Source organism: Gilliamella sp. (assembly GCF_024104075.1).
Taxonomy (GTDB): Bacteria; Pseudomonadota; Gammaproteobacteria; order Enterobacterales; family Orbaceae; genus Gilliamella; species Gilliamella bombi.
Genome location: NZ_JAGGHR010000026.1, coordinates 5,244 through 30,505, shown reverse-complemented (window position 1 = coordinate 30,505; position 25,262 = coordinate 5,244). Strand labels below are relative to the sequence as shown.

26 protein-coding genes are annotated in these 25,262 nt (G+C 35.3%); 11 read left to right on the top strand and 15 right to left on the bottom strand.

Going from position 1 to position 25,262, the window contains the following annotated elements:
• A partial coding sequence (locus J6569_RS08405; protein WP_296318235.1) for a hypothetical protein occupies positions 1 to 796 on the top strand: 796 nt, incomplete at its 5' end.
• Between the two features lie 655 nt (positions 797 to 1,451).
• Positions 1,452 to 2,987, top strand: coding sequence for a hypothetical protein (locus J6569_RS08400; protein WP_296318234.1), 1,536 nt, complete (start codon positions 1,452 to 1,454; stop codon positions 2,985 to 2,987).
• 413 nt (positions 2,988 to 3,400) lie between these two features.
• Here J6569_RS08400 and pgm read toward each other — a convergent pair whose 3' ends face one another.
• The 3 genes from pgm to J6569_RS08385 form a co-directional block, all read right to left on the bottom strand.
• Positions 3,401 to 5,038 carry a phosphoglucomutase (alpha-D-glucose-1,6-bisphosphate-dependent) gene (gene pgm, locus J6569_RS08395; protein WP_296318233.1) on the bottom strand — a complete coding sequence of 546 codons (1,638 nt, stop codon included), beginning with the start codon at positions 5,036 to 5,038 and terminating at the stop codon, positions 3,401 to 3,403.
• 100 nt (positions 5,039 to 5,138) lie between these two features.
• Positions 5,139 to 5,642 carry a hypothetical protein gene (locus tag J6569_RS08390; protein ID WP_065590464.1) on the bottom strand — a complete coding sequence of 168 codons (504 nt, stop codon included), beginning with the start codon at positions 5,640 to 5,642 and terminating at the stop codon, positions 5,139 to 5,141.
• 22 nt (positions 5,643 to 5,664) lie between these two features.
• Entirely contained in the window at positions 5,665 to 5,850 is a 186-nt protein-coding gene (locus J6569_RS08385) for a hypothetical protein (RefSeq protein ID WP_065609748.1), read from the bottom strand.
• 166 nt (positions 5,851 to 6,016) lie between these two features.
• On the opposite strand from J6569_RS08385, the gene J6569_RS08380 reads away from it, so the two are divergent.
• Positions 6,017 to 6,517, top strand: a complete 501-nt coding sequence (locus tag J6569_RS08380) for a glycine zipper 2TM domain-containing protein (protein ID WP_085163798.1) — start codon at positions 6,017 to 6,019, stop codon at positions 6,515 to 6,517.
• Positions 6,518 to 6,728: 211 nt separating this feature from the next.
• The gene (gene gloA, locus J6569_RS08375; protein ID WP_065609744.1) at positions 6,729 to 7,136 is read left to right on the top strand and encodes a lactoylglutathione lyase; all 408 of its coding nucleotides are present in this window, start codon (positions 6,729 to 6,731) and stop codon (positions 7,134 to 7,136) included.
• A 57-nt stretch (positions 7,137 to 7,193) separates the two neighbouring features.
• On the opposite strand, the gene gmk is transcribed toward gloA, so the two are convergent.
• On the bottom strand, positions 7,194 to 7,817 hold the full coding sequence (gene gmk, locus J6569_RS08370) for a guanylate kinase (RefSeq protein ID WP_085163796.1): 624 nt from the start codon (positions 7,815 to 7,817) through the stop codon (positions 7,194 to 7,196).
• Between the two features lie 194 nt (positions 7,818 to 8,011).
• On the opposite strand from gmk, the gene J6569_RS08365 reads away from it, so the two are divergent.
• Positions 8,012 to 8,716, top strand: coding sequence for an AzlC family ABC transporter permease (locus tag J6569_RS08365; protein WP_065590468.1), 705 nt, complete (start codon positions 8,012 to 8,014; stop codon positions 8,714 to 8,716).
• Positions 8,703 to 9,026, top strand: coding sequence for an AzlD domain-containing protein (locus J6569_RS08360; RefSeq protein ID WP_065590469.1), 324 nt, complete (start codon positions 8,703 to 8,705; stop codon positions 9,024 to 9,026). The genes J6569_RS08365 and J6569_RS08360 overlap by 14 nt, the downstream gene beginning before the upstream one ends.
• Positions 9,027 to 9,116: 90 nt before the next feature.
• Here the strand turns inward: J6569_RS08360 and J6569_RS08355 are convergent, their stop codons facing one another.
• From J6569_RS08355 to J6569_RS08320, 8 genes are all read right to left on the bottom strand, one after another.
• Positions 9,117 to 10,016 carry a heme biosynthesis HemY N-terminal domain-containing protein gene (locus tag J6569_RS08355; protein ID WP_174798107.1) on the bottom strand — a complete coding sequence of 300 codons (900 nt, stop codon included), beginning with the start codon at positions 10,014 to 10,016 and terminating at the stop codon, positions 9,117 to 9,119.
• Between the two features lie 10 nt (positions 10,017 to 10,026).
• A complete protein-coding gene (locus J6569_RS08350; RefSeq protein ID WP_167370031.1) occupies positions 10,027 to 11,457 on the bottom strand; it encodes a uroporphyrinogen-III C-methyltransferase in 1,431 nt (476 codons plus the stop codon).
• A 99-nt stretch (positions 11,458 to 11,556) separates the two neighbouring features.
• Entirely contained in the window at positions 11,557 to 12,300 is a 744-nt protein-coding gene (locus tag J6569_RS08345; RefSeq protein ID WP_065590472.1) for a uroporphyrinogen-III synthase, read from the bottom strand.
• Entirely contained in the window at positions 12,297 to 13,217 is a 921-nt protein-coding gene (gene hemC / locus J6569_RS08340) for a hydroxymethylbilane synthase (protein ID WP_085163792.1), read from the bottom strand. Before hemC ends, J6569_RS08345 begins: the two co-directional genes overlap by 4 nt.
• A gap of 135 nt (positions 13,218 to 13,352) precedes the next feature.
• A complete protein-coding gene (gene purB, locus J6569_RS08335; protein ID WP_296302483.1) occupies positions 13,353 to 14,723 on the bottom strand; it encodes an adenylosuccinate lyase in 1,371 nt (456 codons plus the stop codon).
• A 48-nt stretch (positions 14,724 to 14,771) separates the two neighbouring features.
• Complete coding sequence (gene hflD / locus J6569_RS08330) at positions 14,772 to 15,419, bottom strand: high frequency lysogenization protein HflD (protein WP_296300847.1); 648 nt, start codon at positions 15,417 to 15,419, stop codon at positions 14,772 to 14,774.
• Position 15,420: 1 nt separating this feature from the next.
• Complete coding sequence (gene mnmA, locus J6569_RS08325; RefSeq protein ID WP_065590476.1) at positions 15,421 to 16,539, bottom strand: tRNA 2-thiouridine(34) synthase MnmA; 1,119 nt, start codon at positions 16,537 to 16,539, stop codon at positions 15,421 to 15,423.
• Between the two features lie 276 nt (positions 16,540 to 16,815).
• Complete coding sequence (locus J6569_RS08320; RefSeq protein WP_085163789.1) at positions 16,816 to 17,505, bottom strand: LexA family transcriptional regulator; 690 nt, start codon at positions 17,503 to 17,505, stop codon at positions 16,816 to 16,818.
• A gap of 150 nt (positions 17,506 to 17,655) precedes the next feature.
• Between J6569_RS08320 and J6569_RS08315 the strand changes: the two genes are divergently transcribed.
• Positions 17,656 to 17,883, top strand: coding sequence for a helix-turn-helix domain-containing protein (locus J6569_RS08315; protein ID WP_065590478.1), 228 nt, complete (start codon positions 17,656 to 17,658; stop codon positions 17,881 to 17,883).
• Positions 17,884 to 17,953: 70 nt separating this feature from the next.
• On the opposite strand, the gene tpiA is transcribed toward J6569_RS08315, so the two are convergent.
• Positions 17,954 to 18,718, bottom strand: coding sequence for a triose-phosphate isomerase (gene tpiA, locus J6569_RS08310; protein WP_065590479.1), 765 nt, complete (start codon positions 18,716 to 18,718; stop codon positions 17,954 to 17,956).
• A gap of 100 nt (positions 18,719 to 18,818) precedes the next feature.
• Here tpiA and zapB point away from each other — a divergent pair, with 100 nt between their 5' ends.
• From zapB to J6569_RS08290, 4 genes are all read left to right on the top strand, one after another.
• Positions 18,819 to 19,064 (top strand): cell division protein ZapB, encoded by a 246-nt coding sequence (gene zapB, locus J6569_RS08305; RefSeq protein WP_034910977.1) that lies wholly within the window; start codon positions 18,819 to 18,821, stop codon positions 19,062 to 19,064.
• Positions 19,065 to 19,142: 78 nt separating this feature from the next.
• Positions 19,143 to 20,450 carry a DUF2868 domain-containing protein gene (locus J6569_RS08300; protein ID WP_065590480.1) on the top strand — a complete coding sequence of 436 codons (1,308 nt, stop codon included), beginning with the start codon at positions 19,143 to 19,145 and terminating at the stop codon, positions 20,448 to 20,450.
• Between the two features lies 1 nt (position 20,451).
• Complete coding sequence (locus tag J6569_RS08295) at positions 20,452 to 21,810, top strand: DUF3482 domain-containing protein (protein ID WP_296318232.1); 1,359 nt, start codon at positions 20,452 to 20,454, stop codon at positions 21,808 to 21,810.
• On the top strand, positions 21,758 to 22,297 hold the full coding sequence (locus tag J6569_RS08290) for an NlpC/P60 family protein (RefSeq protein WP_081296713.1): 540 nt from the start codon (positions 21,758 to 21,760) through the stop codon (positions 22,295 to 22,297). Before J6569_RS08295 ends, J6569_RS08290 begins: the two co-directional genes overlap by 53 nt.
• 110 nt (positions 22,298 to 22,407) lie before the next feature.
• Here J6569_RS08290 and J6569_RS08285 read toward each other — a convergent pair whose 3' ends face one another.
• Both J6569_RS08285 and J6569_RS08280 read right to left on the bottom strand, forming a co-directional pair.
• The gene (locus J6569_RS08285) at positions 22,408 to 23,595 is read right to left on the bottom strand and encodes a histidinol-phosphate transaminase (RefSeq protein WP_085163787.1); all 1,188 of its coding nucleotides are present in this window, start codon (positions 23,593 to 23,595) and stop codon (positions 22,408 to 22,410) included.
• Positions 23,596 to 23,856: 261 nt separating this feature from the next.
• Positions 23,857 to 25,262: thiamine pyrophosphate-dependent enzyme (locus tag J6569_RS08280; protein WP_296318231.1), on the bottom strand; the 1,406-nt coding region annotated here is incomplete at its 5' end.

Sequence of the window (25,262 nt, the reverse complement as noted above, 5' to 3'; positions counted from 1 at the left end):
TGATATATGGAATCCAGATAAAGGGTTTTTGACTCAATCAGCTACGCCGTTACAGTATGGTCGAAATTTTCCAACAACGGGCAGTGATGGATTGTATTTTGATTTAATCATAAGTGGCGTTGATAGCGAGCAGTTAACTTGGGCTCCAGTCACACGTGGGGGAATAACTGCTACTGTGATAAAAACGGAAGTAAATTTGTGGGATGTGTGGCTTCCCAATGGAGAGAAAGTAACTCGCGTTATGTTAACAGGTCCTAAAGCAAGTGATGCTCAAAAACAAACAGACAGCCCAGGTCCAATTCCCAAACCAAATTTACCGCAGGTATTTGAACTAGAGGGTAAAGATAGTAATGAAAATGTGGTAGTAAGATATGGATTTGTTCTGCAAAAGTGGTTTGTGCATCGTGGAGAAAGCGATAATACTTATTTTAATCAAACATCTTGGTGTAATAGTGTAGGTTATCGTGTTCCACAGGTAAAGGATTTGACTAATGCAGTTTGTGCTGGTTTTTTGGGTGAAAATTGTAAAGGAGATGTTGGTGCTAAGCCATCTTCAAAAAATAATATGTACGAGCGCCATATAGGTGCTGGTTTTTTTGCGGAGTGGGGTATGGTTTATTATTACTTCGGCAATAACAAGTCTATTTTTACCACTAGCATAACAAGCGACATTAGTGAAAGTGGTGGGTTATTCCACGGTTTGCCATACCTCGTAAGCGATGCTGCCTATGGTATGATATTCCATCATGATAATCTAAATTCGAATATTTATAATGCGATTTGTGTCACTCCTTAGCATTTATTATTTGGTATTTAATCCTTAGGGCGGGGGGTTATAGAGTAAACAAGGTAACAAAGAACCAAGCCCAGCGCATGTTGGGGCTTTGAGCAGGCAAAGCCTGCGAGCCTAGTGCTTTAATGACTAAAAGCCAAAATAACGCCAGACCGAGACAATTTTAAAGTTTGCGCTTTTGTTATTAACTAGCTGTTATTAATAAGTTGTTATTAAATAGCTATTATCAAATAACAAAAGTGCCTTTCTTAAAAAGCCAAATTCAATGTAATAAACAACTAGCCCATAAGTATATGATTTTATTTAAAAATAAAAAATCCAATAAAATCAATAGTCTACCTGAGCAATTTTAGAGCAAGAAAATCTCACAATATTGTAAAGTCAATATTTTACTTTTTCATAGCGATAGCATGCACGATAATTAAGTAAAGCTAGAGTGCGAGTTGGGAAATTTTTGCTTTGGATGTTATCACTAATGTCAATTATTTTCGCAAAAGGTTAAATGTTCTAAGCCTAATACTATATTTTAATTAATAAATTATCCAAAAAACTAGCCAAAATTTTCACAAAAGATTATACTTTTACAGCTGATAGAAAATCAGCTTATTTAATAAGTTAATAAAAATGAAATGGAACATTCATTAATAGGTGAAATATAATGGATTATTGTCGTAGGAGCAAAAATAGGCAGGCCTATATCTTAAATTCTCTTAAATCTTCAAATTATCAAAAACTCTTACAAACTGATATTTCTTTAGTGAAATTAGCGGATTTATTTATCCAACTAAAATTCACCTTTACATTCTCAAGCGTATGGTTCTTGACTCCGTTGTTGTTATTATCGTATTCATCGAACTCTCAAGCACTAACGGCTCATACAAGCGGTGTTATACAGGGTAGTGCGCCTTATTTAACATTTGACGAAGGTCGGACTAAGGCTATAACAACTGATGAGCTATTGGCTATCACATTATCCGATGGTAGTAAAATCACACCTAGAATTAATAGTTCCTCGTCTACAAAGCCAATTGAGTTACCCATAGATGGCCAAAGTTTTGCTGATATTAATATGCTGGTGCCAGCATCTACCAATTCAGTAAGTATAAACAGCTTAGTGACACGTTATCATTATTGGGGGGATGATGATGGTGATGGAGAAGGTAGCGGTGGAGTTAAAATAACAGGAAGTATAACGCTCAGGATAACCGATAGTGATGGTCAAGCAGTTAATCGTAATGATGTTTTAGATATTTGCAAGTCACCTTATAAAGTGGAATTAAGTAGTACAGACGGTAATATAAGCACTTATTACGGCATACCAAACACCAACTCCTTTAAAGGTCGTAAAGTAGCATATTATATCAAACCGAAGGCATCGCCAACCGTTTGTTTTGTAAGACCGAATTTGTTTTGGGGGGACAGATTAAGTGCTGGTCCAGCCGACATATGGAACGACAAAAAAGGATTTTTAGTTCAATCAAGCCATCCAGACTCATACAGTCAAAATTTCCCGACAACGGGAGCTGATAATTTATATTTTGATTTCATCATAGGTGGAGTTGACGTTGGTCAGTTGACTTGGAAAGCGGTTACTTTGGGGGGAATAACTGCTACGGTAACAAATGTTGTAGCTAGTGATGGATGGATTCCTAATGCCGATAGAAGGAAAGTCGTAGCACGCGTTAAATTAACAGGGCCTGCAGCAAGCAGTAATCAAAAACAGTCAGATACTCCCAGTATAATTTCCAAGCCAAGTTTACCACAAACGTTTGAATTAGTGGGTAAGGATAGTCGTGGTAATGTATTAAAATATGGATTTCAATTAAGGAAATGGTTTGTTAGTCGAAATAAAAAAGATATAGTTTCTAATCAAGAATCTTGGTGTAATAGTATAGGTTATCGTCTTCCACAGACAAGTGATTTGACTAATGAAGGTGAATCTGGACGTGGAGCAAAACCGTCTTCAAGTTATAAACATTATCAACGCCGAATAGGAGCTGGATTTCTTACAGAGTGGGGACCTTTGCATAATTACATTGATGGGGGTTTTGGCTCCTCTTTTTGGTCAAGTGACAGGAAAAAAGATCTCCATGATAATATAATTTATTGGCACGAGATAAGCCCAACAGGTCGTTCTGTCTGGAAGAGCAGTGTTGACAATACTGCGGCTGTTTGTGTTTTTAATGCTTTGTAAGGTGTAGATGGTAGATAGAAGTTATGGTGTTAATAAAAGACAAAACCAACGTAAAGATAAGTTCAAATAGGTAAAGTTTGCTGTGGGTACTTTAATGATTGAAAGCAAAAAAAGCGATTCGACTAGCAATACTGAAGGCTTACGCTTTTGCATAAAGTGCAAAAGCATTTTTTTAATTCACCACAATAAAAAAATCAACCAATAGTTATTTGATTTAACTTAAAAACTTTAATAAAATCAGTATTCTACCAGAGATGTTTATATGAAAAATTCTACCGCTTTAGCTTAAAATTGTTCAGAAAACATATTGATTTTATTTGTGTGTTTGTTTTGATATCTTTCTAATAAAAGGATTATGTGAAAAAACAGCAACCAAATAGTTGCTGCTTTTTATTGCGTTTGTTTTTTTTCGGTTATTTAATCGCTTTTGCTACAATTTCTTGGGCTTCTTGTTGGAGTGTATTTAAATGTTCGTTGCTTATAAAGCTTTCTGCATAAATTTTGTAAGCATCTTCTGTTCCTGATGGGCGAGCGGCAAACCAGCCGTTTTTGGTTATCACTTTAAGCCCACCAATTGCAGCATTGTTAGCTGGTGCAGTGGTTAAACATTGAGTGATTTTTTCACCTGCTAAGTTGTCGGTGGTTAGTTGGCTGGCATCAAGTTTGGCTAGTTTTTGTTTTTCACTAAACGAGGCTGGCGCTTGGATTCGTCCATAATAAGAAACACCAAATTTATCTTCAAGTTCTTGGTACTGTTCTTGTGGGTTTTTGCCTAGTTTAGCCGTCATTTCGGCAGCAAGCAGACATAAAATAATGCCATCTTTGTCGGTAGACCATACTTTACCGTTCGTTCTTAAAAACGATGCGCCTGCGCTCTCTTCGCCAGCAAATCCAAGTTTGCCATTGTAAAGCCCATCGGCATACCATTTAAAACCAACTGGGTATTCTAAGTACTGTTTGTTTAAGCTATTAGCAACTCGGTCGATCATTGAGCTTGTGACTAGTGTTTTACCAATAGCAATATCTTTGTGCCATTGTGGACGGTTTTGGAACAAGTAATTAACACAGGTTGAAAGGTAGGCATTTGGGTTCATTAGTCCTTTTGGTGTCACAATGCCATGACGATCAAAGTCGGTATCATTACCAAAGGCTAAATCAAATTGGTTTTTTAATTTTAATAACCCAGCCATAGCCCAACGGCTTGAGCAGTCCATACGAATAACTTCGTCATGATCTAGATGCATAAAGCTGAAAGTTGGATCGACTTTGTTATTAACAATATTGAGGTTAATGCCATACTTTTCGGCAATGCGTGGCCAATAGGTGATACCAGCACCACCCAATGGGTCAACACCGATTTTGAGCGATGATGATTTGATAAGAGAGAGATCTAAGATATTTTCAAGATCGTTGATATAGTCGGTTTCGTATTCTTTGGTGTGGATGTAATTTGAATTTAGAGCCTTGTCTAAGGTGACACGTTTTACACCATTGAGTTTGTTTTTCAGTAATTCATTGGCGCGGTTTTCAATTTGTTTGGTGATGTCAGTATCCGCAGGTCCGCCATTGGTTGGGTTGTATTTTATTCCGCCATCTTCTGGTGGATTATGCGATGGAGTGATAACAATGCCGTCTGATAGTTGTGATTGTTTATTTTGATTGTAAGTTAAAATGGCATGCGAAATCACAGGCGTTGGCGTATAACCCCAATCACGAGCCATAACCACGGTTTGCTCATTGGCGACAAAAACTTCAAGCACTGATTTTAAGGCAAGTTCTGATAAGGCATGTGTGTCTTGACCAATAAAGCAAGGGCCTGTAATGTTGTTCGCTTTGCGGTATTCGGCAATTGCTTGAGCAACGGCTAATATATGTGCTTCATTAAATGTGCCTTTGTTTGAGCTTCCGCGATGACCTGATGTACCAAAAATGACTAATTGGCTAGCATTATCCGTATCAGGTTGGATTTGGTAATAGTTATTGCGTAATGTTTCAACGTTGATAAGATCTGATGGTTGAGCTAACATTCCTGCGCGGCTTTGCTTGGCCATTTTTTACTCCTCTTTCATAAAAAAATACTTTATATGACTAAAAACGCGAATCTGTTGAGTTTATATCACGTTTTTAGCTTTTTTATTTTTATTTAACCTATTAAGGTAAAAATGCGTTGGTGACTTGGTTTATCATGGTTTCAGATATGCCCATGTCACTCATTATTGATTCAATAATATATAATTTTCTGGCAGTATTAGTGTTGCTGATAACCCAATAAGGTGTACCAATGATTTCGCGGGGTTTTGTGTTTTTGCCTGATGTTTCTAGTAATTGTTTATCTTTGGCTAAATATTTTCGCTTGCTTCCATGTAAGGATGTTGCAGCTATGGCAAATAGTGCTGGATTATAGTTATACAACGCACTAAGCAGTAATATAAAGCGACTAATAATGGATTTCTCGTTTGTGAAAGCGTCACTAGTTAATAAGTCATTAAACAGTGGATAATGATTCTCTTTTTGTGCAATAGTCTGTTTTTTTGCCGATGTAGATTGGTTTATATTTAATAAACGTCGTAATATACTAGATGCATCTTCGCCAATGTGTTTAGTTTGACCAGCAATAAATTGGTATAATTCTTCGTCGATTTCGATAGTTTTCATTATGTTACTTGTGCCTATTGTATTATTTCACGGGACATCCTAAAGCAGGAATTTTGCCTAAATGCGAATCATGGGCTGATTTGTTATCTAAACAATCATTCGATGGCTGTTTAATGGCAGCATTATCGGTTGTTGTAGGTGCTTGATTTGCATCATGACAAGCAGTTATCATAACTGATAATGTTAATAGAAAAAATAACCGTTTCATATATTCATTGCATAGTTGATAAATTTTTGTGCTGAGTATAACCTAACTTAAGCATAAATTGTATTGGCTATTGATAAAATAATGAAAATGGTATTGTTGTTTTAAAAAAAAAATATTATTCTAAACTGTGTATAAAAAGCTTATACTATTATTATATGAGGAATAAATTATGAAAAAAATCGTCACGTTAACTATTTTAGCTGCAATTTTATCTGGATGTAGCAATAGTGATGTTTATTCTGGCGATGTTTATACAGCAGATCAAGCAAAACAAGTTCAGCAAGTAAGTTATGGTACAGTTGTTTCAGTACGACCTGTTAAAATTCAAGCTAATGCGTCAAATGGTAAAAGTGAAAGTGTAGCAGGTAGCCTTGGCGGTGCTGTTATAGGTGGCGTTTTAGGTAATACTATTGGTAATGGTTCTGGCCGTGTGTTAGCTGCTGCAACAGGAGCTATTGGTGGTGCGATTTTGGGTGATGCTATTCAAAATAAATCTAGCCAAGCTAGTGGTGTTGAGTTAGAAATCAAGCAAAAAAACGGATCTAATATTGTTCTTGTACAAAAAGGTTCGGCTAACGATTTTTATGTTGGTCAAGCTGTTCGTTTAGTCACTAATGGTAAACAAATTAGCGCATCACCACGTTATGGTAGTAGTGTAAAAAAATAACGCTTAATTTTATTAGTTTTGGACATATTGTCCTTAAATAACAACTAATTTTCGCTCATCTCAATGGTGAGCGGATTACTTTAGCAAATAACTTGATTAAATTAATTATTGTTTTTTATCTAATCGATGAATCTTTCACAAAAGTTTGCCTGTCTGAATGCTAACATATAAGCTCAAACAAATTATTAATCGTATAAGGAACAACAAAGTAATGCGTATATTACATACTATGATTCGAGTTGGCGATCTACAGCGCTCAATCGATTTTTATACTCGTGTAATGGGAATGCGGGTGTTAAGAACTAGTGAAAATACTGAATATAAATATTCACTTGCATTTGTTGGTTATGGTGATGAAACAACTAGCTCAGTTATTGAGTTAACTTATAATTGGGGTACCGATAAATACGAGCATGGTTCGGCGTTTGGTCATATAGCTATTGGTGTTGATGATGTTGCTAAAATGTGTAATGACGTCAAACAAGCTGGAGGCAAGGTAACGCGCGAAGCTGGACCTGTAAAAGGTGGCTCAACTATTATTGCTTTTGTTGAGGATCCTGATGGCTATAAGTTAGAGTTGATCCAAAATGATCAGGCTGATAAAGCGTTAGGTAATTAATTTATTCCATAAAAATATCGCCACTTTTTTGGCGATATTTTTTCATCTTATTTCGAATTATTCCCCTAGCAAATCTACTAATAATTGCCTATTGATGATAGCTTGTTTTGGTTGCTCAAGGCTGGCAGTGGTAATAATGGCACTTAAGGCATTTAATGAGGTGTCAAAATCATCGTTAATAATGATATAGTCATATTCGTTATAATGTGAAATTTCAGCTCGGGCTTTTTGCATTCTTTTGGCAATCACATGGTTGTCGTCTTGCCCACGTTTAACTAGGCGGTTTTCAAGCTCTTTGAGCGAAGGTGGTAGTATAAATATGCTTTTTGCTTGTGGCATTTTTTGGCGTACTTGCCTTGCACCTTGCCAATCAATATCTAGAAAAACATTAATTCCTTGCGATAGGCTTTGTTCTATTTCGGCTTTAGATGTGCCGTAATAGTGGTCAAATACGTTGGCATATTCGACAAATGCTTGCCGATCAATTAAGGATTCAAAGTGTTTGTGATCCACAAAGTAATAGTGTTCACCATGCGCTTCTCCTGGGCGAGGATCGCGCGTAGTATGCGAAATTGATACTTTAGCTTGATGTTGATTCTTTTGCGCTAGGTAGGCTCGGATCAGACTTGATTTGCCTGCACCACTTGGTGCAGAAATGATAAATAAAGTTCCTGTATGCATAGATATATTTGTCACATTAATTGTTATTAAGTTATTTTGATTGTCATCAATATTAGTTAAGCAATATTATAGCAAATTTCGGCAATATATTATGGCTTATTGTGAATTAAGTTATTTAATTTGTCATTTTTAATATGTATTTGTAATATAGGTAATATTAATCTATAGCATATTGTTATTATTAAGGAATATCTATGCCATTATCATTTAAAGATGGAGTTTATGCTTGTATTCCAACGCTATTGGGGTATATCGGTATTGGTATTGCTGCCGGTGTTGTGGGTAAATCGGCAAATTTATCGGTACTCGAAATTACATTACTGGCTATTATTGTTTATGCAGGCGCTGCGCAGTTTATTATTGCTGGATTAATGATAGTAGCTACACCTATTTCGGCTATTATTTTTACTGTTTTTTTAGTTAATTCACGTCATTTTTTGATGAGTATGGCAACAGCTCCAGCTTTTCGCAAAGCATCGTTATTAAATAATATTGGTATTGGTAGCTTATTGACCGACGAAAGTTTTGCCGTGGCAATAAATGCGATTACAAATAAAGTGCCAGTTAATGCTGCTTGGATGCATGGCCTTAATTTAACGGCTTATATTACTTGGATTTTGTCTTGTTTTATTGGGGCTTTAATCGGAGAGTGGTTGCCTGATCCTACACAATTTGGTCTAGATTATGCTTTAGTCGCCATGTTTATTGGTTTGCTCTATTTGCAATTGATTAGCGATAATAGCAAAAGTCTTAAAAATCGACTTTTAGCTATGTTAACGGTTGCTGTTTTGCTAATTTTCTTAATGCGTTTTGTGTCACCTGAAATGGCTATTTTAATCAGTACGTTTGGCGGTTGTTTTATGGGTATGGCAATGGAGAAAAAGCATGACAACTTATAGTTTATTGATTATTTTAGGTTGCGGGTTAGTAACTTGGTTGCCAAGAGTGATTCCATTTATATTAGTTCGTAAATTTCAGTTGCCTAATGTTGTGACTCAATTCTTGTCATATGTACCTTTATGTATTTTAACAGCGCTATTTGTGCAAAATTTATTTGTGGCAAAGGAGGGGCATTTTCCTGATTTTAATGTGGAATATTGCTTAGCGACAATTCCAACCGCAATTGTTGCCTTTTTGACTAAGAATCTAATGTGTATTGTGGTTGCTGGTATGTGCTTTATGGCGTTAATTCGCTATTTTATGATTTGATCTGTATCAATCAATAACTGAATTTTTAACCATTATTGTGAGTTCAAACTAAAACAGGGCAATTACCCTGTTTTTTTTGTTATATTTTTTTTATGTTCTTTCTTTTTGTTCAAGTTTACTAATCGATTTTAATATCTTTTCTGCTTCGTTTGCTTGGCCTAGTTGAGTTAGATAATTAGCCATCGCTTTTTGATAAGCCATATTATTTAAAATGGCTCTTGGTTGTTCATGCCACCATTTTACTAGTGTTTGTGCATCACTATTAGTCGATAATTGCTTAATTCGACCAATATAGGCTGCTTGTTTAAACTGATCTAGTTGCGACTCGCTGTACACTTTAGCTTTGTACATTGCTGGTAATAGGTCAATAATCGCTTGATAATCACCCATTTCATAATAAAGTTGATCTGCTAATCTAAGTACTTCAGCATTGCGAGGCTTTTCGTTTAGTAGCTGGTCTAATGTGATGCGTGCAGTTGTGTATTCTTGGTTTTTTAGTTGCAATCTAATTTGTACTAGCTGAAAGGCAAATAACTCATTAGGTTGGCAACTTTTAGCGGCTTGTTCTAGCGACTGATTAGCGGGGATTAATTCATCATTATCAATTTGAGCTTGTGCCGCAAGTAAATACGATAAGGTGGTATTTTTTGCCCCTTTGGCACTTTTGATAAATAGTTTAGCAGCTTGCTTATAATCACCTTCAAGTAATAACATTTGCGCTTGTTCAACACGTTTTATCGATTTTTTTGGCGACTTTAAGCGTAGCCAATTGCCTAATGCTGTTTTAGAATTAAAAATTTTATTCAATAAACAATAGATTAAATAAAGGCAAAGTAGACCAACTAATTCAAGTATCATAAATGAATTAAATGACATGCTGACACGATATTTGGCAAATTCAAATACCGCTGAACCTTGGTGCCCTTGTAATAATGGTCCCAAAAAGAATCCACCCACTAGTACTAAGAAAATAATTAGTATTTTTATCATTATTATTCTCCTATTTTGTTAACATTGAGCGAACGCGGGTTTGCATTAGTTTTTCAAGTTCGCCAATGCTAGTTAGGTTTTCAGGCACATTTTGATTGCTGATTGATTGATTTTGCAAATTTTCAAGTTCATTAATAAATGCTTTAACGCTTGGAGCATTCCCATCAAAATAAGCATTAACCCAAATTGCGGTTTCATTTAGTGCACGTTGGTAAATAAGTTCTTGATGTCTTGGTACGGCTTGCGCTGCAATCAATAAACGGAAGCGGATGTTTTCACGTAGGTAAAGCGACTGTTCCAAATTCAGTGGTGCTTTTAATATTTGGCATTTGACGATTTGTTTTTCGTCTTGTCCTGCTTGTTCTAAGCAAGCCTTAAAGTTGTTCTCTTTGTCATCAAGTTTTTCTATGGTGATAAATTTATCCATAAAAGTCTTGGTACTGCTTAATAAATTATCAGACCAATCGTTAACCGATGATGATACCCCACTATTATTATCATTAGCTATATTGTTAATGTTTGTTTGTGGTGTGTTTGTAGCATCTTCGGCATATTGTGTCATGCCAAGATCGATATCTTTATAATTACCTACTAAAGGTAATTCGGTAAGCGATTCTGATAAACCGATTAAATTCATAATAATGCCATCGGTATCAGTAAAGCTTACTTGAGCAAGTGAATTAATATCCTTACTAATTGCCTGTCTTGCAGGCAATAGGCTTGGGTCATCAGCTTGAGTTAGGCTTTCGTCAGCACTTTTTAGTAGTAATCGTGCGGATGTGTAGTCTTGGTCACTCCAAATTTTACGACCAGCTAAATGTACTAAGTAATTGGCTTGTGAAATTAACCAAACATTGTGATCACTTGTTGACATTGCTGCTAAGCGTTCATTGATATTTTGTAAGCTTTGTTCTGTCAATTTTTGTGAATCATTAATTTGAGTTGTTAATTGTTGCTGTAGCTGTTGTTGATCACTCAGTTTACGATCAATACGCTGTTCTAGTGAATTGAATTGCTGATTTTGTTTATTAACTGCGTCGGTAATACTACTTTGTAAATCATTTGTTATACTTTGCTTGGTTGTTTGTTTTAAATTGGCCAGCTCAGTTTGTAATATTGAGATGGTTTTTTTTTGTTTTTTAATTTCCTGTTGACCATAATAAAGCCCCAAACCACCTAAGCAAACAGTTAATGCTATAGCAATTATTGATAGTTTTGAAACGGGTGATTTGCTTGTGTTCTTAGTGTTATCGCTAACACTGTTTTTAGGTTGGGATTTAGATTCCACAGATGGATTGGATTGAGTGGTTGTTTGATTTTTTTTATCTTCTTTCATAGTGTTATTCGCTTCATTTTGAACCGCTGTTATCGTTATTTGACTAAACGAAGTTGTGTTTATTGTTGAAAGTGTTGCATTGGCACCGTAATATTTTGGTGGCATAAATAACCTCATTTAGATTTCTAGAAATTTATGTTGCATTATGACATAGAGTTAACATTGTTTTAAATAAATTTTAATTATTGTCTTAATAAGCAAGTGTCATAGATTATTTATATTATCGGCTATAGTATAATTTATCATTACAGCGTTAAAAAGCTTTTGATTATTCGCACTACTCACTAGTTGAACTTTTTGCCAATTAAGTTGTTTCGCTTTTGCAAAAATTCGTTGGCTTGTTACTACAAGATTAGCATGCATTTTATGTTCAAGATTGATATATAACTCAAGCTGGATTAAGTGTTCTAGACTAGTAATAATGATGATTTGATTTTCAATATTACTAGATAATATCTTTGGCGGATAGGTGATTGGCTCACGGCAGTAACACGTTATTGATTTTACTTTGGCTTTTCGATTTGTTAGTGTTTGAGATAATAATTGCCGACCTGAATTACCGCATAAAATTAAAACAGTATGATTTTGTACAGATTCTTGCTGTAGTTTTATCAATAATCCTTCACTGTCTTCTTGTTCTGGATAATTGACTTTAGTTGTGGTGAGCTGGTTAAATAATTGTGCTGACTTTTTTCCTATTGCGTAATACCGAACATTAGTTGGTAATATTAGATTGCCAATATAGGTTTTAATAACGTGTGTAACTTGTGGTGAAACAACGATTACAATATCGTTAGGTAAAAGTTTATTCAGTTGTTGTTGTAAGTTTAGTAGGTCATTGCCTTGTGAAATAGTAAAAAATGGAAGATGTTGTACAGGCAAATTTGCTTGAGCAAATAGTTGGGTAAGGTTTTCACCCTCTGGAGAGGGTCTAGTTACATAAATCATCCGCCATTTAATTCCTTTAATATTGTTTTCGCACCTTGATCTAATAAGCGTTTTGCTAATTCTTTTCCTAACTTTTCGGCTTCAGTTATACTACCCTCTAATGTCCCTTTAATTATTTTAGAACCGTCAATGCGTCCAACAAGGCCTTGTAGTGATAAAATATTGTTATTTAATTGGCTATAACAAGCAATGGGCACTTGGCATCCACCTTGTAAAGCTTTATTCATTGCTCTTTCTGCTTCAATACAAACTCGGCTATGTTTGTCATCAAGCACTGAAAGAATCTCTAATATTTTTTTGTCATCTGCTCGGGTTTCAATACCAATAGCACCTTGTCCGACAGCAGGTAAAATTAAGTCAGTATCAATATATTGTTTGATTCTGTCTTGTAGTGCTAAACGTTTTAAACCCGCTGAGGCTAGTATGATGGCATCGTATTGTTGATTATCCAATTTAGCTAAACGAGTGCCTACATTGCCACGAAGATCTTTAATTTGTAAATGGGGATATTTTGCACGCAATTGACATTGACGTCGTAAACTTGATGTACCAATTATTGCACCATTGGGTAGCTCATCTATATTTGAATATTTATTTGAAATGAAGCTATCACGTACATCATCTCGCTTGCAAATTGTGGCTAATGTTAATCCTTCAGGAAACTCAGCAGGGATGTCTTTTATTGAATGGACAGCAATATCCGCTTCGTTATTTAATATTGCTTGTTCTAGTTGTTTTACAAAAAGACCTTTACCACCAATTTTCGATAAAGGGCTGTCTAGCAATACATCGCCTTTAGTTACCATGGGAATTAATTCCACTGTCAAATTTGGGTGATTAGTTAAAATTTGTTGCTTAACAAAATTTGCTTGCCATAGCGCTAATGGGCTTTTACGAGTTGCAATGCGAATGTTCAATTAATTTCCCTATTTTTTGTTTAGGTGATTTATATTTAATGAGTAATTTCTACACTAGTGTGATTAATATGATCACCTGAAAGTCAATATGGCCTGATAGGGTGTGACTGTATCAGGCTATTTGGATTTAAGTTGTTATTCTAAATTGTCAACAAAGCTAACGGCATAACCAATATAGTTAGCTGGTGTTAACTGTTTTAGTCGTGTTTTTTCACTTTCGGGTAGATCTAATGAGTCAATGAATTCTTGCATGCCTTTTGCATCAACTCGTTTGCCTCGAGTTAATTCTTTCAATTTTTCGTAAGGTTTTTCGATACCATAACGGCGCATTACTGTTTGAATTGGCTCGGCTAATACTTCCCAGTTGCGATTAAGTTCTTCAAGTAAGTGGTCTTGGTTGACTTCGAGTTTGTTTAATCCTTTTAGGGTTGATTGATAAGCTATAATGGCATAACTAATACCTACACCTAGATTACGCAACACTGTAGAATCGGTTAAATCACGTTGCCAGCGTGAAATCGGTAATTTGCTACTTAAATGGTTCATAATTGCATTGGCAATCCCTAAGTTGCCTTCTGAATTTTCGAAGTCGATAGGATTAACTTTGTGTGGCATAGTTGAAGATCCGATTTCGCCAGCAACAGTTTTTTGTTTAAAGTGATTTAGTGAAATATATCCCCAAATATCTCGATCAAAGTCTATCATAATGGTATTAAAACGTGCTACACAATCAAAGAATTCGGCAATATAGTCATGTGGTTCAATTTGGGTGGTATAAGGATTCCATTTTAGTCCTAGCGAGTTAACAAAATTCTCACTAAATTTATGCCAGTTCACTTGCGGATAAGCAACCATATGTGCATTATAATTTCCCGTTGCGCCATTAATCTTCCCTAGTATTTCAACCGATTTTAGTTGTTGTAATTGGCGTTTTAAGCGGTAAGCTACATTAGCAAACTCTTTACCTATGGTTGATGGCGTAGCGGGTTGACCATGTGTTCTTGATAGTAGTGGTAAATCACGATAAGCGATAGCTTGTGAGGTGATTTTATCAATGAGTTTATTCCAATATGGCACTAAGACAGCTTCTCTAGCTGTTTTTAGCATTAACGCATAAGATAAGTTGTTAATGTCCTCTGATGTGCAAGCAAAATGGATAAACTCATTAATGGCGTGTAATTCTTCATGAGTACTCACTTTTTCTTTTAGAAAATATTCTACAGCTTTAACATCGTGATTAGTGGTTCTTTCGATTTCTTTAATGCGACTTGCATCTTGCACACTAAATTGGTCTACAATTTGATTAAGATGATTAATAGCTGATTGACTTAATGTTGGAACCTCTAAAATATCTGCTTGTGAAGCTAATTTTTGTAGCCAACAAACCTCGACCTGAACGCGGTATTTTAATAAACCATATTCGCTAAAAATGGTGCGTAACTCTGTGGTTTTTTCACCATAACGCCCGTCAATTGGCGAAAGGGCAGTGAGTGCAGATAATTCCATCGGTTTTACTCCGTTACAATATTTGAAATATCAGTTATAAAGTGCAAATTAGTTTGCGCAATTAATTTGGTCTAATAGTTCTTGTGCTGCTTTACAAATGCGTTTACGGCAAAAAAGAAACTGGAAACGATTTCCACCAACTTGATACCATAAAATAGCCGATCGAACACATCCCAAAAGGGCGGTTCTTACTTTTGCTTGTACCAATGTGTTTTGTAAAAATTCGATTTTGCCAACAACTTTTATTCTTGTTGATATCGGGCTGATGATATCAGAATAAATTCCCGCTAATGAATAGGACAGATCTTCAATATTAGTACTAACAGTTTCATCATTTATATCTAGATAAAGTCCTGAAATGCGTTTTAATCGTTGGTCAATTTTATCTAATGCGTCATTATTTTTTAATAATTTGCTAGTAATGCCAATTGTACCAAACAGGTAACGAATAATTTGGACTTGTTCTTTTTGTCCTGATAATAATAGTTGTATTACTGTTTGTAATCCTGTTTTGATATTTTTAATACCATCATAAACATCATCCGTTGTTTTTGGCGAGGTTTTAAACAAGCTTTTTATTGCTTGTTCATAAAGTGTAACATTACAAACGCCTGTGTTAGCAAGTTGTGGCACCAGTATTGCACTTTGTGCCGCACCAGCGAGGGCAATAGCAATATGGTGGTATTTATTATTCACGTTAGTCTTCCTTACTGTTTGTAATTCGTTCTTCTATAATACCACCACCAAGACATACTTCATCTTTATAAAAGACAGCAGACTGACCTGGTGTAACAGCTACAACAGGATTATTAAATATGACTTTAATTTTGTCATCGGTTAATGGTATTACTTGGCAGGCTATGTCTTGTTGACGATAACGTGTTTTTACAGTACAGCTAAATGGTTTTGTTACTACTTTACGATCAACCCAATGAAGTTGTTGAGCAATTAATCCTTCAGAAAGGAGTGCTGGATGATCATGACCTTGTGCCACAATCAATTCGTTATTGGTAAGATCTTTGTCTACAACATACCATGGTGTGTCGTCAGCTTGTTTTAAGCCACCAATACCAAGCCCTTTGCGTTGCCCTAATGTGTGATACATCAAGCCTTGATGTTGACCAATAATCTCTCCATCAATAGTGCGAATGTTACCTGCTTGAGCGGGTAAATATCGTGCTAAAAAGTCACTAAATTTACGTTCACCAATAAAGCAGATGCCAGTTGAGTCTTTTTTAGCAGCGGTAGCTAAACCAAGTTGTTGTGCAATTTTTCGCACTTCTGGTTTTTCGAGTTCACCAACTGGAAATAAGCTTTGGCTTATTTGTGCTTCGCTAAGGGTGTAAAGAAAGTAGCTTTGATCTTTGTTATTGTCGATCCCTCGTAATAATTCGACTTTATCGCCTGTTTGACGTTTACGGACGTAATGCCCTGTGGCAATAAAGTCTGCGCCAAGATCTTCGGCCGCATATTCTAAAAATGCTTTAAATTTTATTTCTTTATTACATAAAATATCAGGATTTGGCGTTCGGCCTGCTTTATATTCAGATAAAAAATGTTCAAATACGTTGTCCCAATATTCGGCAGCAAAATTGACAGTATGTAATTTTATATTTAATTTGTCACAAACTGCTTGCGCATCGGCTAAGTCAACAGCGGCAGAGCAATATTCTTCTGTGTCGTCTTCTTCCCAATTTTTCATAAATAACCCAACAACATCGTATCCTTGTTGTTGTAATAAATAAGCTGAGACAGAAGAATCAACGCCGCCAGACATACCGACAACGACTTTTTTTCGAGTGTTTATATTTGGCATAATATTATATTAATAGGTAAAACTAATAAAAAATTTAATGCTAATTTTAGCATAACTAGTGAAAAAAGCATAAAGTTATGCTGATAACGATTGTTAAGTTAATTTATTTTTTATAATAGCTTTACATTGATTTTATACTGAAACACATAGTTACCTGAAACTTTTTGACATTTTTTTACCTTGATATTCATAGAAAAAAACGAGAGTTAAATACATTAAAACAGCCTTACCAGTCGAAGCCGGTAAAGCTGTAATTAGCCCAAGCTTAAATGGGTTTTAGTTAAGATCTTTTAGAAGATAAACTACATGCCCAATAATTTTAAATTCTTGCGGTTCATGCTTATCCCCAATAATGGTTGGGTACTTAGGATTGTCGCAAAGTAATGCTAAGTTTGCTCCTTGATTTTGAATGCGTTTTATACTGATTTGATCCTCATATTCAACAGCATACAAATAGCCATCGATCGGTTTATAATGCGCTTTATCAATAATAAGAATATCATGATTTGATATTGTTGGCTCCATGCTATCACCTTTTGCCCATACGGCGACTAAGTCTTCGTAATTACAGCCTTGATGCCTTATTAAATTAATATCAAATGGGATTGATTCGATTTTTGAGTAAGATTTCACCATATTATTTAAATGGTGGAATGGAATATATACTGAATCTTGAGTATCTGAATCTGATAATAATCGACATTTTCCTTTTCCAGTTACTAACCATTCAATAGGAACATTACATTTTTGGGCAATGATAGCTAATCTATTTAGTGATGGGTAGGTTTTGCCTGATAAGTAATCTCTTATTACAGCTTCTGACATGCCAACTTTTTTAGCAAAGGCATTACCTGAAAGACCTTCTAACACTAGGCTTAATCGATTTTTAAAATTAATGACCCCTGTATTAGTTAGGGTTCGTGTTTTTTCTTTTTCGGTTTGGTTTTTTATTTTATTTTCGAGCATTTTTCCCTCTATTCCATTTTTTTATTGTTTTTATTGTTTTAAATCGTTTTTTTCTGTGTTATTCTGTTCTATATAAATTCATATCTTTTGAACATTGTATTACCGATAATCTTTACAATAGTAAGAATTTAACTAATAGAGGATCTCATAATGAGAGAGCAAGATCAAGACTGGGCACCATCTAGAGTTGTAGGCGAAATTAAAATTAGAGGCGGAAATTTAAGAGCATTGTCTAGAGCTAGTGGTTTGCAGGCTGATACTTTAAGAAACGCATTATATCGCCATTGCCCTAAGTATGAACGAATTATTTCTGATTATTTACAAGTACCTGTCGAAAAAATTTGGCCTTCACGTTATCCGACTAAGGCTAAAAAATGATATTAATTTAAATGATAAAAAGACGCCAAATTAAGCGTCTTTTTATTTTGTTATTCGACATATTTATGCGTTATTTTTTAGCCTGCTCAGCCGCTTTAACAATTGCCGCAAAAGCATCAGCTTTTAGTGATGCACCACCAACTAGTGCGCCATCAATGTCGGGTTGAGTAAATAGTTCAGCCGCATTTTTATCATTAACTGAACCACCATATTGAATGGTTACTTGTTGTGCCACTTTTGCATCTTGTTTAGCAATATGATCACGAATGAATTTATGAACAGCTTGTGCTTGTGCAGGAGTTGCAGATTTGCCAGTTCCAATAGCCCAGATTGGTTCATAAGCAATAACCGCACCGTTAAATGCTTGAACACCAAGTGCTTTTATTACTGCATCAATTTGGCGTGCGCAAACAGCTTGTGTTTGACCAGCTTCGTTTTCTGCTTCGGTTTCGCCAATACATAATACAGGCACTAAACCAGCTTCTTTAATTACACCAAATTTTTTTGCAATAAATTCATCAGATTCTTTGTGATAAGTTCGGCGTTCAGAATGTCCAATAATAATATGAGTCACGCCAATTTCTTTTAACATGTTAACTGATACTTCGCCAGTAAAAGCACCTGATAAATTAATACCAACATCTTGTGCTCCTAAAATAATATTAGATCCACCTAATTGGTGTTTTACAAAATCAAGGTATACAACAGGTGGTGCAATTGCAATATCACATGCTGTGTCGTTTGATAGCTCACTTTTTAGTCCTGAGACTAAGCTTTTAGCCATATCCAAACTACCGTTTAATTTCCAGTTACCCATAACGAGAGGTTTTCGCATAATTTTCTCCAACTTAAGATTTAAAAAGGTGTTGATTTTAGAATGAATTCGGTATAATGATTAGCATTATACACCAAATAATTTGAGCTTGAGGAAAAATATGTCATTAGAAATACTAAATCAATTAGAAAGTCGAATCCAACATACTATAAATACTATCAATACATTACAACAAGAGATTGCAACCTTAAGAAAAGGCAATCAAGAGTTAGAGCAATTAATTAATGATAGTTCAGATGAAATGAAAGCACTACGTGACGAAAACGAAAAGCTAAAACAAGATCAGCAAGTATGGCAACAACGTATTCAAACTTTATTAAGTAAAATTGGTGAAATTACACAATAATTGATTCGACTTTATGAACGCGACTTATGTCGCGTTTCTTTTATATTTTATTTATTATAATGTTGAAGATTAAGTCTAATGCGACAAAAGCTAAAATCACTCTGGTTGACCGAAACGATCCATTTAATTGAAACAGAATTTGGGCAGTTTGCTGATCAAGATATCAACCGACAAGTAAGAGCCGAACAAATATCGCTTCCAGATCGAATTGTGATGCGTGCAATCATGTTGTCTAAACAAAATGGATTGTATTTGGCGCAAAAAGTACTTTTGCGATCGGTAAAGTTATCTTTTGCATTATTGCTGCTACTATCTGTTTTTTTAGGTGGTTCATTAGCATTGGGAGCATTAAGTCAAAACCCTATCAATTTGTATTGGGCGCTTTTTAGTTTGTTAGGAGTTCATTTAATTACGCTAACTATTTGGCTTGGTTCGTTTTTCCTCTTTTCCAATTTTGGTGGTAGTTTGTTGATTCATTGTTGGTTATGGTTGGCTAAAAAGCTTTCTCAAAAAAAGACAGTGCAACAACTGATCCCTGCATTTGTTGAACTATTTGGCTCTCGTATTCGTTGGCTTATTGGGTTTGTGCTTAACCTGTTTTGGACTGTGATTTTAAGTTGTGCATTATTAGTTTTAGTTGTGCTATTTTCAACTAAGCATTATAGTTTTGAATGGCAAACCACTTTGCTTAGTTCTGATACGATTATTGGTTTAACTCATTATTTAGGCTATTTACCGTCATTACTTGGCTTTGAAATTCCAAAAGACGAAGTTATAAAGCTAAGCGAACATGCGTTAAGTGCTGGTGAAATTCGATCATCGTGGGCTGTTTGGCTGTTAGGTGTATTTATTGTTTATGGATTAATGTTGCGGCTTTTGTGTATGGTGTTTTGTGGTGTTAATTGGCTTATTAGTAGTCGTCGAATTGAGCTTAATATCTCTCATCCTGATTATCAAATATTAGCAAATCGGTTGCAGTCATTATTTGTGAATATTGAAGATGCTGATAAATTAGGTCAAAATAGTCACCAGTGGCATTTTTCAACACATTCAATAGAAGCTGCTGAAGGTAATTTTTTGGTTGCCATCGATGTGCAAGAAAGTTGGCACTACCCTGAGTCTGTCTCATTTTTAGGTTTTTTAAATACGCGTGAACAGCGCAGTAATATTCTAGATTATTTACAATTAACGCCAGCTCAAAAATTATTAATTGCGGTTGATACCGATAGAGCGCCAGATAGGGGAGTATTAAATTTTATTAATCAACTGATTAATAAATCTCAGCAAACTCGTATTTGGTTTATTAATCAAGGTAAACAGTACCATAATTGGCAATCATTATCTTTACAGTTGGCTCAACCTGACTGGCTAAGCGAGGCTTTGTAAAATGCTATCAACATTAAAATTAGCAGTGGTTGGTCATGCCAATGTTGGCAAAACATCTTTACTACGCACCTTAATTCGTAATAGTCATTTTGGAAATGTATCTGATAGCCCTGGCACCACAAGACACGTTGAATCAATAACATTGCCACTTGAGCATAATAAATCAATAATTTTTTATGATACTCCAGGATTAGAAGACAGTTTAGCACTTTATGATTATATTAACCAATTACTTCCTACTAATGCAAAACTTGATGGTGTCGATAAATTAACATTTTTTTTACAAAGCCCAGAGTCGGAAAACGTATTTAATCAAGAAGCTAAAGTCATCAAGCAACTGCTAAATAGTGATGCGGTTATCTATGTGATAGATGTACGAGAGCCAGTATTGGCAAAGTATCACGATGAATTAGCTATTTTAGCCAATAGTGATAAGCCCATATTAGCTGTTTTAAATTTTACTGCAGACAGTAACCAAAATGAAAAGGAATGGAAAAAATTACTGTCACGCATTGGGATTCATGTTATTATAAGATTCGACGCTATATTTCCTCCTTTGGATGGTGAAGAACGTTTATATCATAGCCTTGCTTTACTAGTTGAGCCTGCTAAGGTTATATTAGATAACTGGCTAGATAAAATCGCACAGACTCGTAATTCTCGAAATCAAACCGCTAATCTGATTATTGCCGAAACACTCATTGATGTTACAGCCTTTTATGAAATGGCTAAATCAGAAGATGTGCAGGCAATTGCTGATATGCAAAATAAAGTTAGAAAGCGAGAACAAATGGCGATCAATGAATTATTAAAATTGTATCAATTTGATTCAAATCAAGAAAGTGAAGAGAATTTACCTTTAATAAAAGGTCGCTATAATGCTGATCTATTTAATATTGATGCTCTAAAAATGATGGGTACTCATTTGACTAAAGGCTTTGTTCAGGGGGCGACAATTGGTGCTAGTATTGATTTAGCGACCGGAGGTATCTCACTTGGATCAGCTGCGTTAATTGGTGCCGCAGTTGGTAGTTTAATGCAGACTGCAAAACATTATGGTTCTAGAGTTCGGTATCAGCTTTCTGGATATAGAAAGTTAAGTGTTGATGATGTTATTATCTGTTTTCTTTCTTTGCGCTTAATTCGCCTTAAAGAAAGTTTGAATCATCGTAGCCATGCGGACACTAGCCCAGTTAGATTATCTAAAATAGATAAAACCGAATGGGAAAAAGGCGTGTTGCCTAAAAGCTTGAAATTGGCTAGGCGTTATTCGTATTGGTCAACGTTAAATAAAGGAACAAAAAGAAATGATAAAAAAAGACAATCAACTATTAGGGACGTTGCTCGACAACTGTACTAACGTGAAAAAACGTTTTTTAATAACTATATTGTTTTTTTCTATTTTCATGTTGTTTGGTTGTAGTACTACCCAACGTCAAGTTTCTATTAAGAAAACTAAACCTAGTCCTAATCTAACCATGTTAACTAAAATAGAATCTCATTATAAAAAATGGCAAAACACGCCATACCGTTATGGCGGTACGACTTTAGCGGGTAGTGATTGTTCTGGTTTTGTAATGAATTTTTTTAAAAATAAACTTTCAAAAAACTTACCAAGAAGTGCTGCTGAGCAAGCTCGGTTGGGTGTTAAGGTAAACACCCCTAAAGCAGGTGACTTAGTATTCTTTAAAACAGGCCGTAGCCGTAGTGGTCTACATGTTGGCATTTATTATGCAGACGGCAAATTTTTACACGCTTCAACATCAAAAGGTGTAGTTTATTCAAACTTAAATGATAGTTATTGGAAAAAACATTATTGGATGACGCGTCGTATTATGGGTAGCTAAATCTTTTTCGTCATTATCTTAAATGAATAATTCAATTTTGACGGCTTATAATAAAAATAAAGCTCTTTAAATTAGCTAATATTTAAAGAGCTTTAGAATAAGCCGTTAATTTAAATTTTCCCTTTTTCTTTTAATTCACGCATTACATTTGCAACGTAAAGCATCTCACTCGGCGAACCTAGCGATATTCGACACCAATTTGTTGCTGGTGCGAAATCTCTACCAATTAATACAAAATTATTTTTCATTAGTTCTCGATAATCTTTCAAATCAATTGGACTTTTGTGAAACATAAAATTAGTTTGAGATTTTAAATAATGCAAACCTAGTTCTGATAAAGCTTTTTCCATAATTTGCCTTGATACATCAACCGCTTTTTTAGAGTATGTTAAAAAGGGTTGATCATCTATTGATGCGAGAGCTGCGCAAACACCACAGTAATTCAGTTTTTCACCAGCAACATATTGAGCTATATTCTTAACGTTTTCAACTGAACTGACCACATAACCCACTCGTAACCCTGCCATAGCATGGATTTTTGAGAATGTTTTAAGCAATATAACATTGTCACAACCTTGTGTAATTAATTTATCAACTGATTCAAATGCAGGATCATTAACAAATTCAGCATAGGCTTCGTCAACAATAAAAATAGTATTTTTAGGCTTACTTTTTATCCAAGATTCAATTTCACTTGTTGCAAAAACTGTCGAAGTTGGATTGTTTGGATTAACTAAATAGACAATTGAAAATCCATTATAATCTTCGGCAGCTTTTTGTATGCCTTTTATATCGATCTGCCAATCTGGCAAACTTGGTACTTTGGTAATTTTTAAATTAAAGATCTTTGCAAAATGTTCTCCATCTCCATAAGTAAGCTCTGGAATGACTAATTGAGTATTTGGCTTAACAAATGCAGCAATAGCACTACGAATACCTTCTGAAGATCCTGCAGTTAATAAAATTTGAGTATCATCGACTTTATGATATTTAGCTAATCGTTTGTTAAGTAATGGCATTTCGGCTTTGGCATAGCGATTAGCTTTTGGTACAGCCTCAATTGCAGCTTGTTTTGCTCGTGGTGACATACCAAGCGCATTTTCATTAAAGTTGAGCCTTACAGGATTGTTAATATCAGGTGTTGCTGCATTTTCAAGCATAGGTAGAGAGAATGAAACCGAGTTCTGCGCTTCTATTGCATGAGCTTTAGATAATAATTGATTAATAGATATCCCTGCAATTGCCGCACTGGAAAATGTGATTAATTTTCTTCTACTAACGTTTAAATTGGATATCATGATTCACCTCCCATTTAATTAATTTTTATGTGGTCAATTATTAATCATGCAAAAATAATACCAAGTTTTTAACGATCATTGGATAATTGATTCGTATATTACTCAATAACATAAAATTAGTGATATTGGGTTGTTATGTGAGCTATTGTGATTTGAATATGCACAATTCTGGTGCTTTATTGCTCAAATGCGGTAATAAAAAAGGACTATTATTAATAACAGCCCTTTATAATGGCTTATAATTACCATGTATAGCTATTGTCAGCTATCTGCTGGTGTCTCAATATCCGAATAGGTTGCTAGCATCTGTAAGAATTTATATTTAGAATCTGCCATTTTTGTTGAACGTTCATGCAAGGTATTTGCAATTACAGGTTCAAGTGTTTCTAAACGACGAAAACGTTGTTCTTTTAGTAAGATACCAGTTAGTGACTCACTATTTGGTGCTTTTGAGTCTAGCACTAATCCTGGTTTGCCTTCTGCCATACGGCGTGGGTCGTAACGATACAAAGGCCAGAATCCTGATTTAACTAGATCTTTCATTTGTTCATGCGATTTAGCCAGATCATAGCCATGTTCCTCACAAGGACTATAAGCAATAACTAAAGATGGTCCATCATAAGCTTCGGCTTCTTGTAAGGCTTTAAGAGTTTGGTTAAGTTGTGAACCTAATGCAACTTGTGCAACATAGACATGGCCATACATCATTACACTAACACCAAGATCTTTACGTGCTTTATGCTTACCTAAATCAGCAAATTTTGATACAGCGCCCATCGGTGTAGCTTTTGATTGTTGACCTCCAGTGTTGGAATAACACTGAGTGTCTAATACCAATATATTTACGTTATCAGTTAAACTCATAACATGATCAAGCCCGCCGAATCCAATATCGTAAGCCCAACCATCGCCACCAATAGCCCAAACTGACTTATCTACCAAATAATTTGCATCTATCATCAACTCTTGTGATTGCGAAGAATCTAAGTGTGCAAGCTGTTCACGTAATAACTCGACTTGTTGACGTTTTTCCGCTATAGAGGTTTCTGGCGATTTTAAGGCGATGACTATTTCGGGCGAAATGTCGCCAGCAACATAATCAAGTAAGCGTAACGCTCGTTTTTTATGTTGGTTATAAGTAATACGATATCCTAATGCAAACTCTGCATTATCTTCAAATAATGAGTTTGCCCAAGCTGGACCACGACCATTTCGATCAGTAGTGTAAGGAGATGATGGGAGGTTGCCACCATAAATTGATGAACAGCCAGTGGCATTGGCAATGGCTAAATGCTCGCCATAAAGTTGGGTCAACAATTTGATGTATGGTGTTTCGCCACAACCTGCGCAAGCACCCGAATATTCAAATAGCGGTGTAAGTAATTGTGATGTGCGCACATCAATGCGTTCAAGCGTGCTGATATCACGATCAGGCAATGCAGTAAAGTACTCAAAGTTAGTGCGTTGAGTCTCAAGATTATCGATCCGTGATTGCATGTTAATGGCTTTAATTTCAAAATTATTACGATCACGAGCTGGGCACACTTCGACACATAAATTACAGCCAGTACAATCTTCAGGTGCAACTTGTAAAACATATCGTTGTCCCTTCATATCACGAGCTTTTACTTCAAGTGAGCTTAATGAATCAGGCGCATTGATCATTT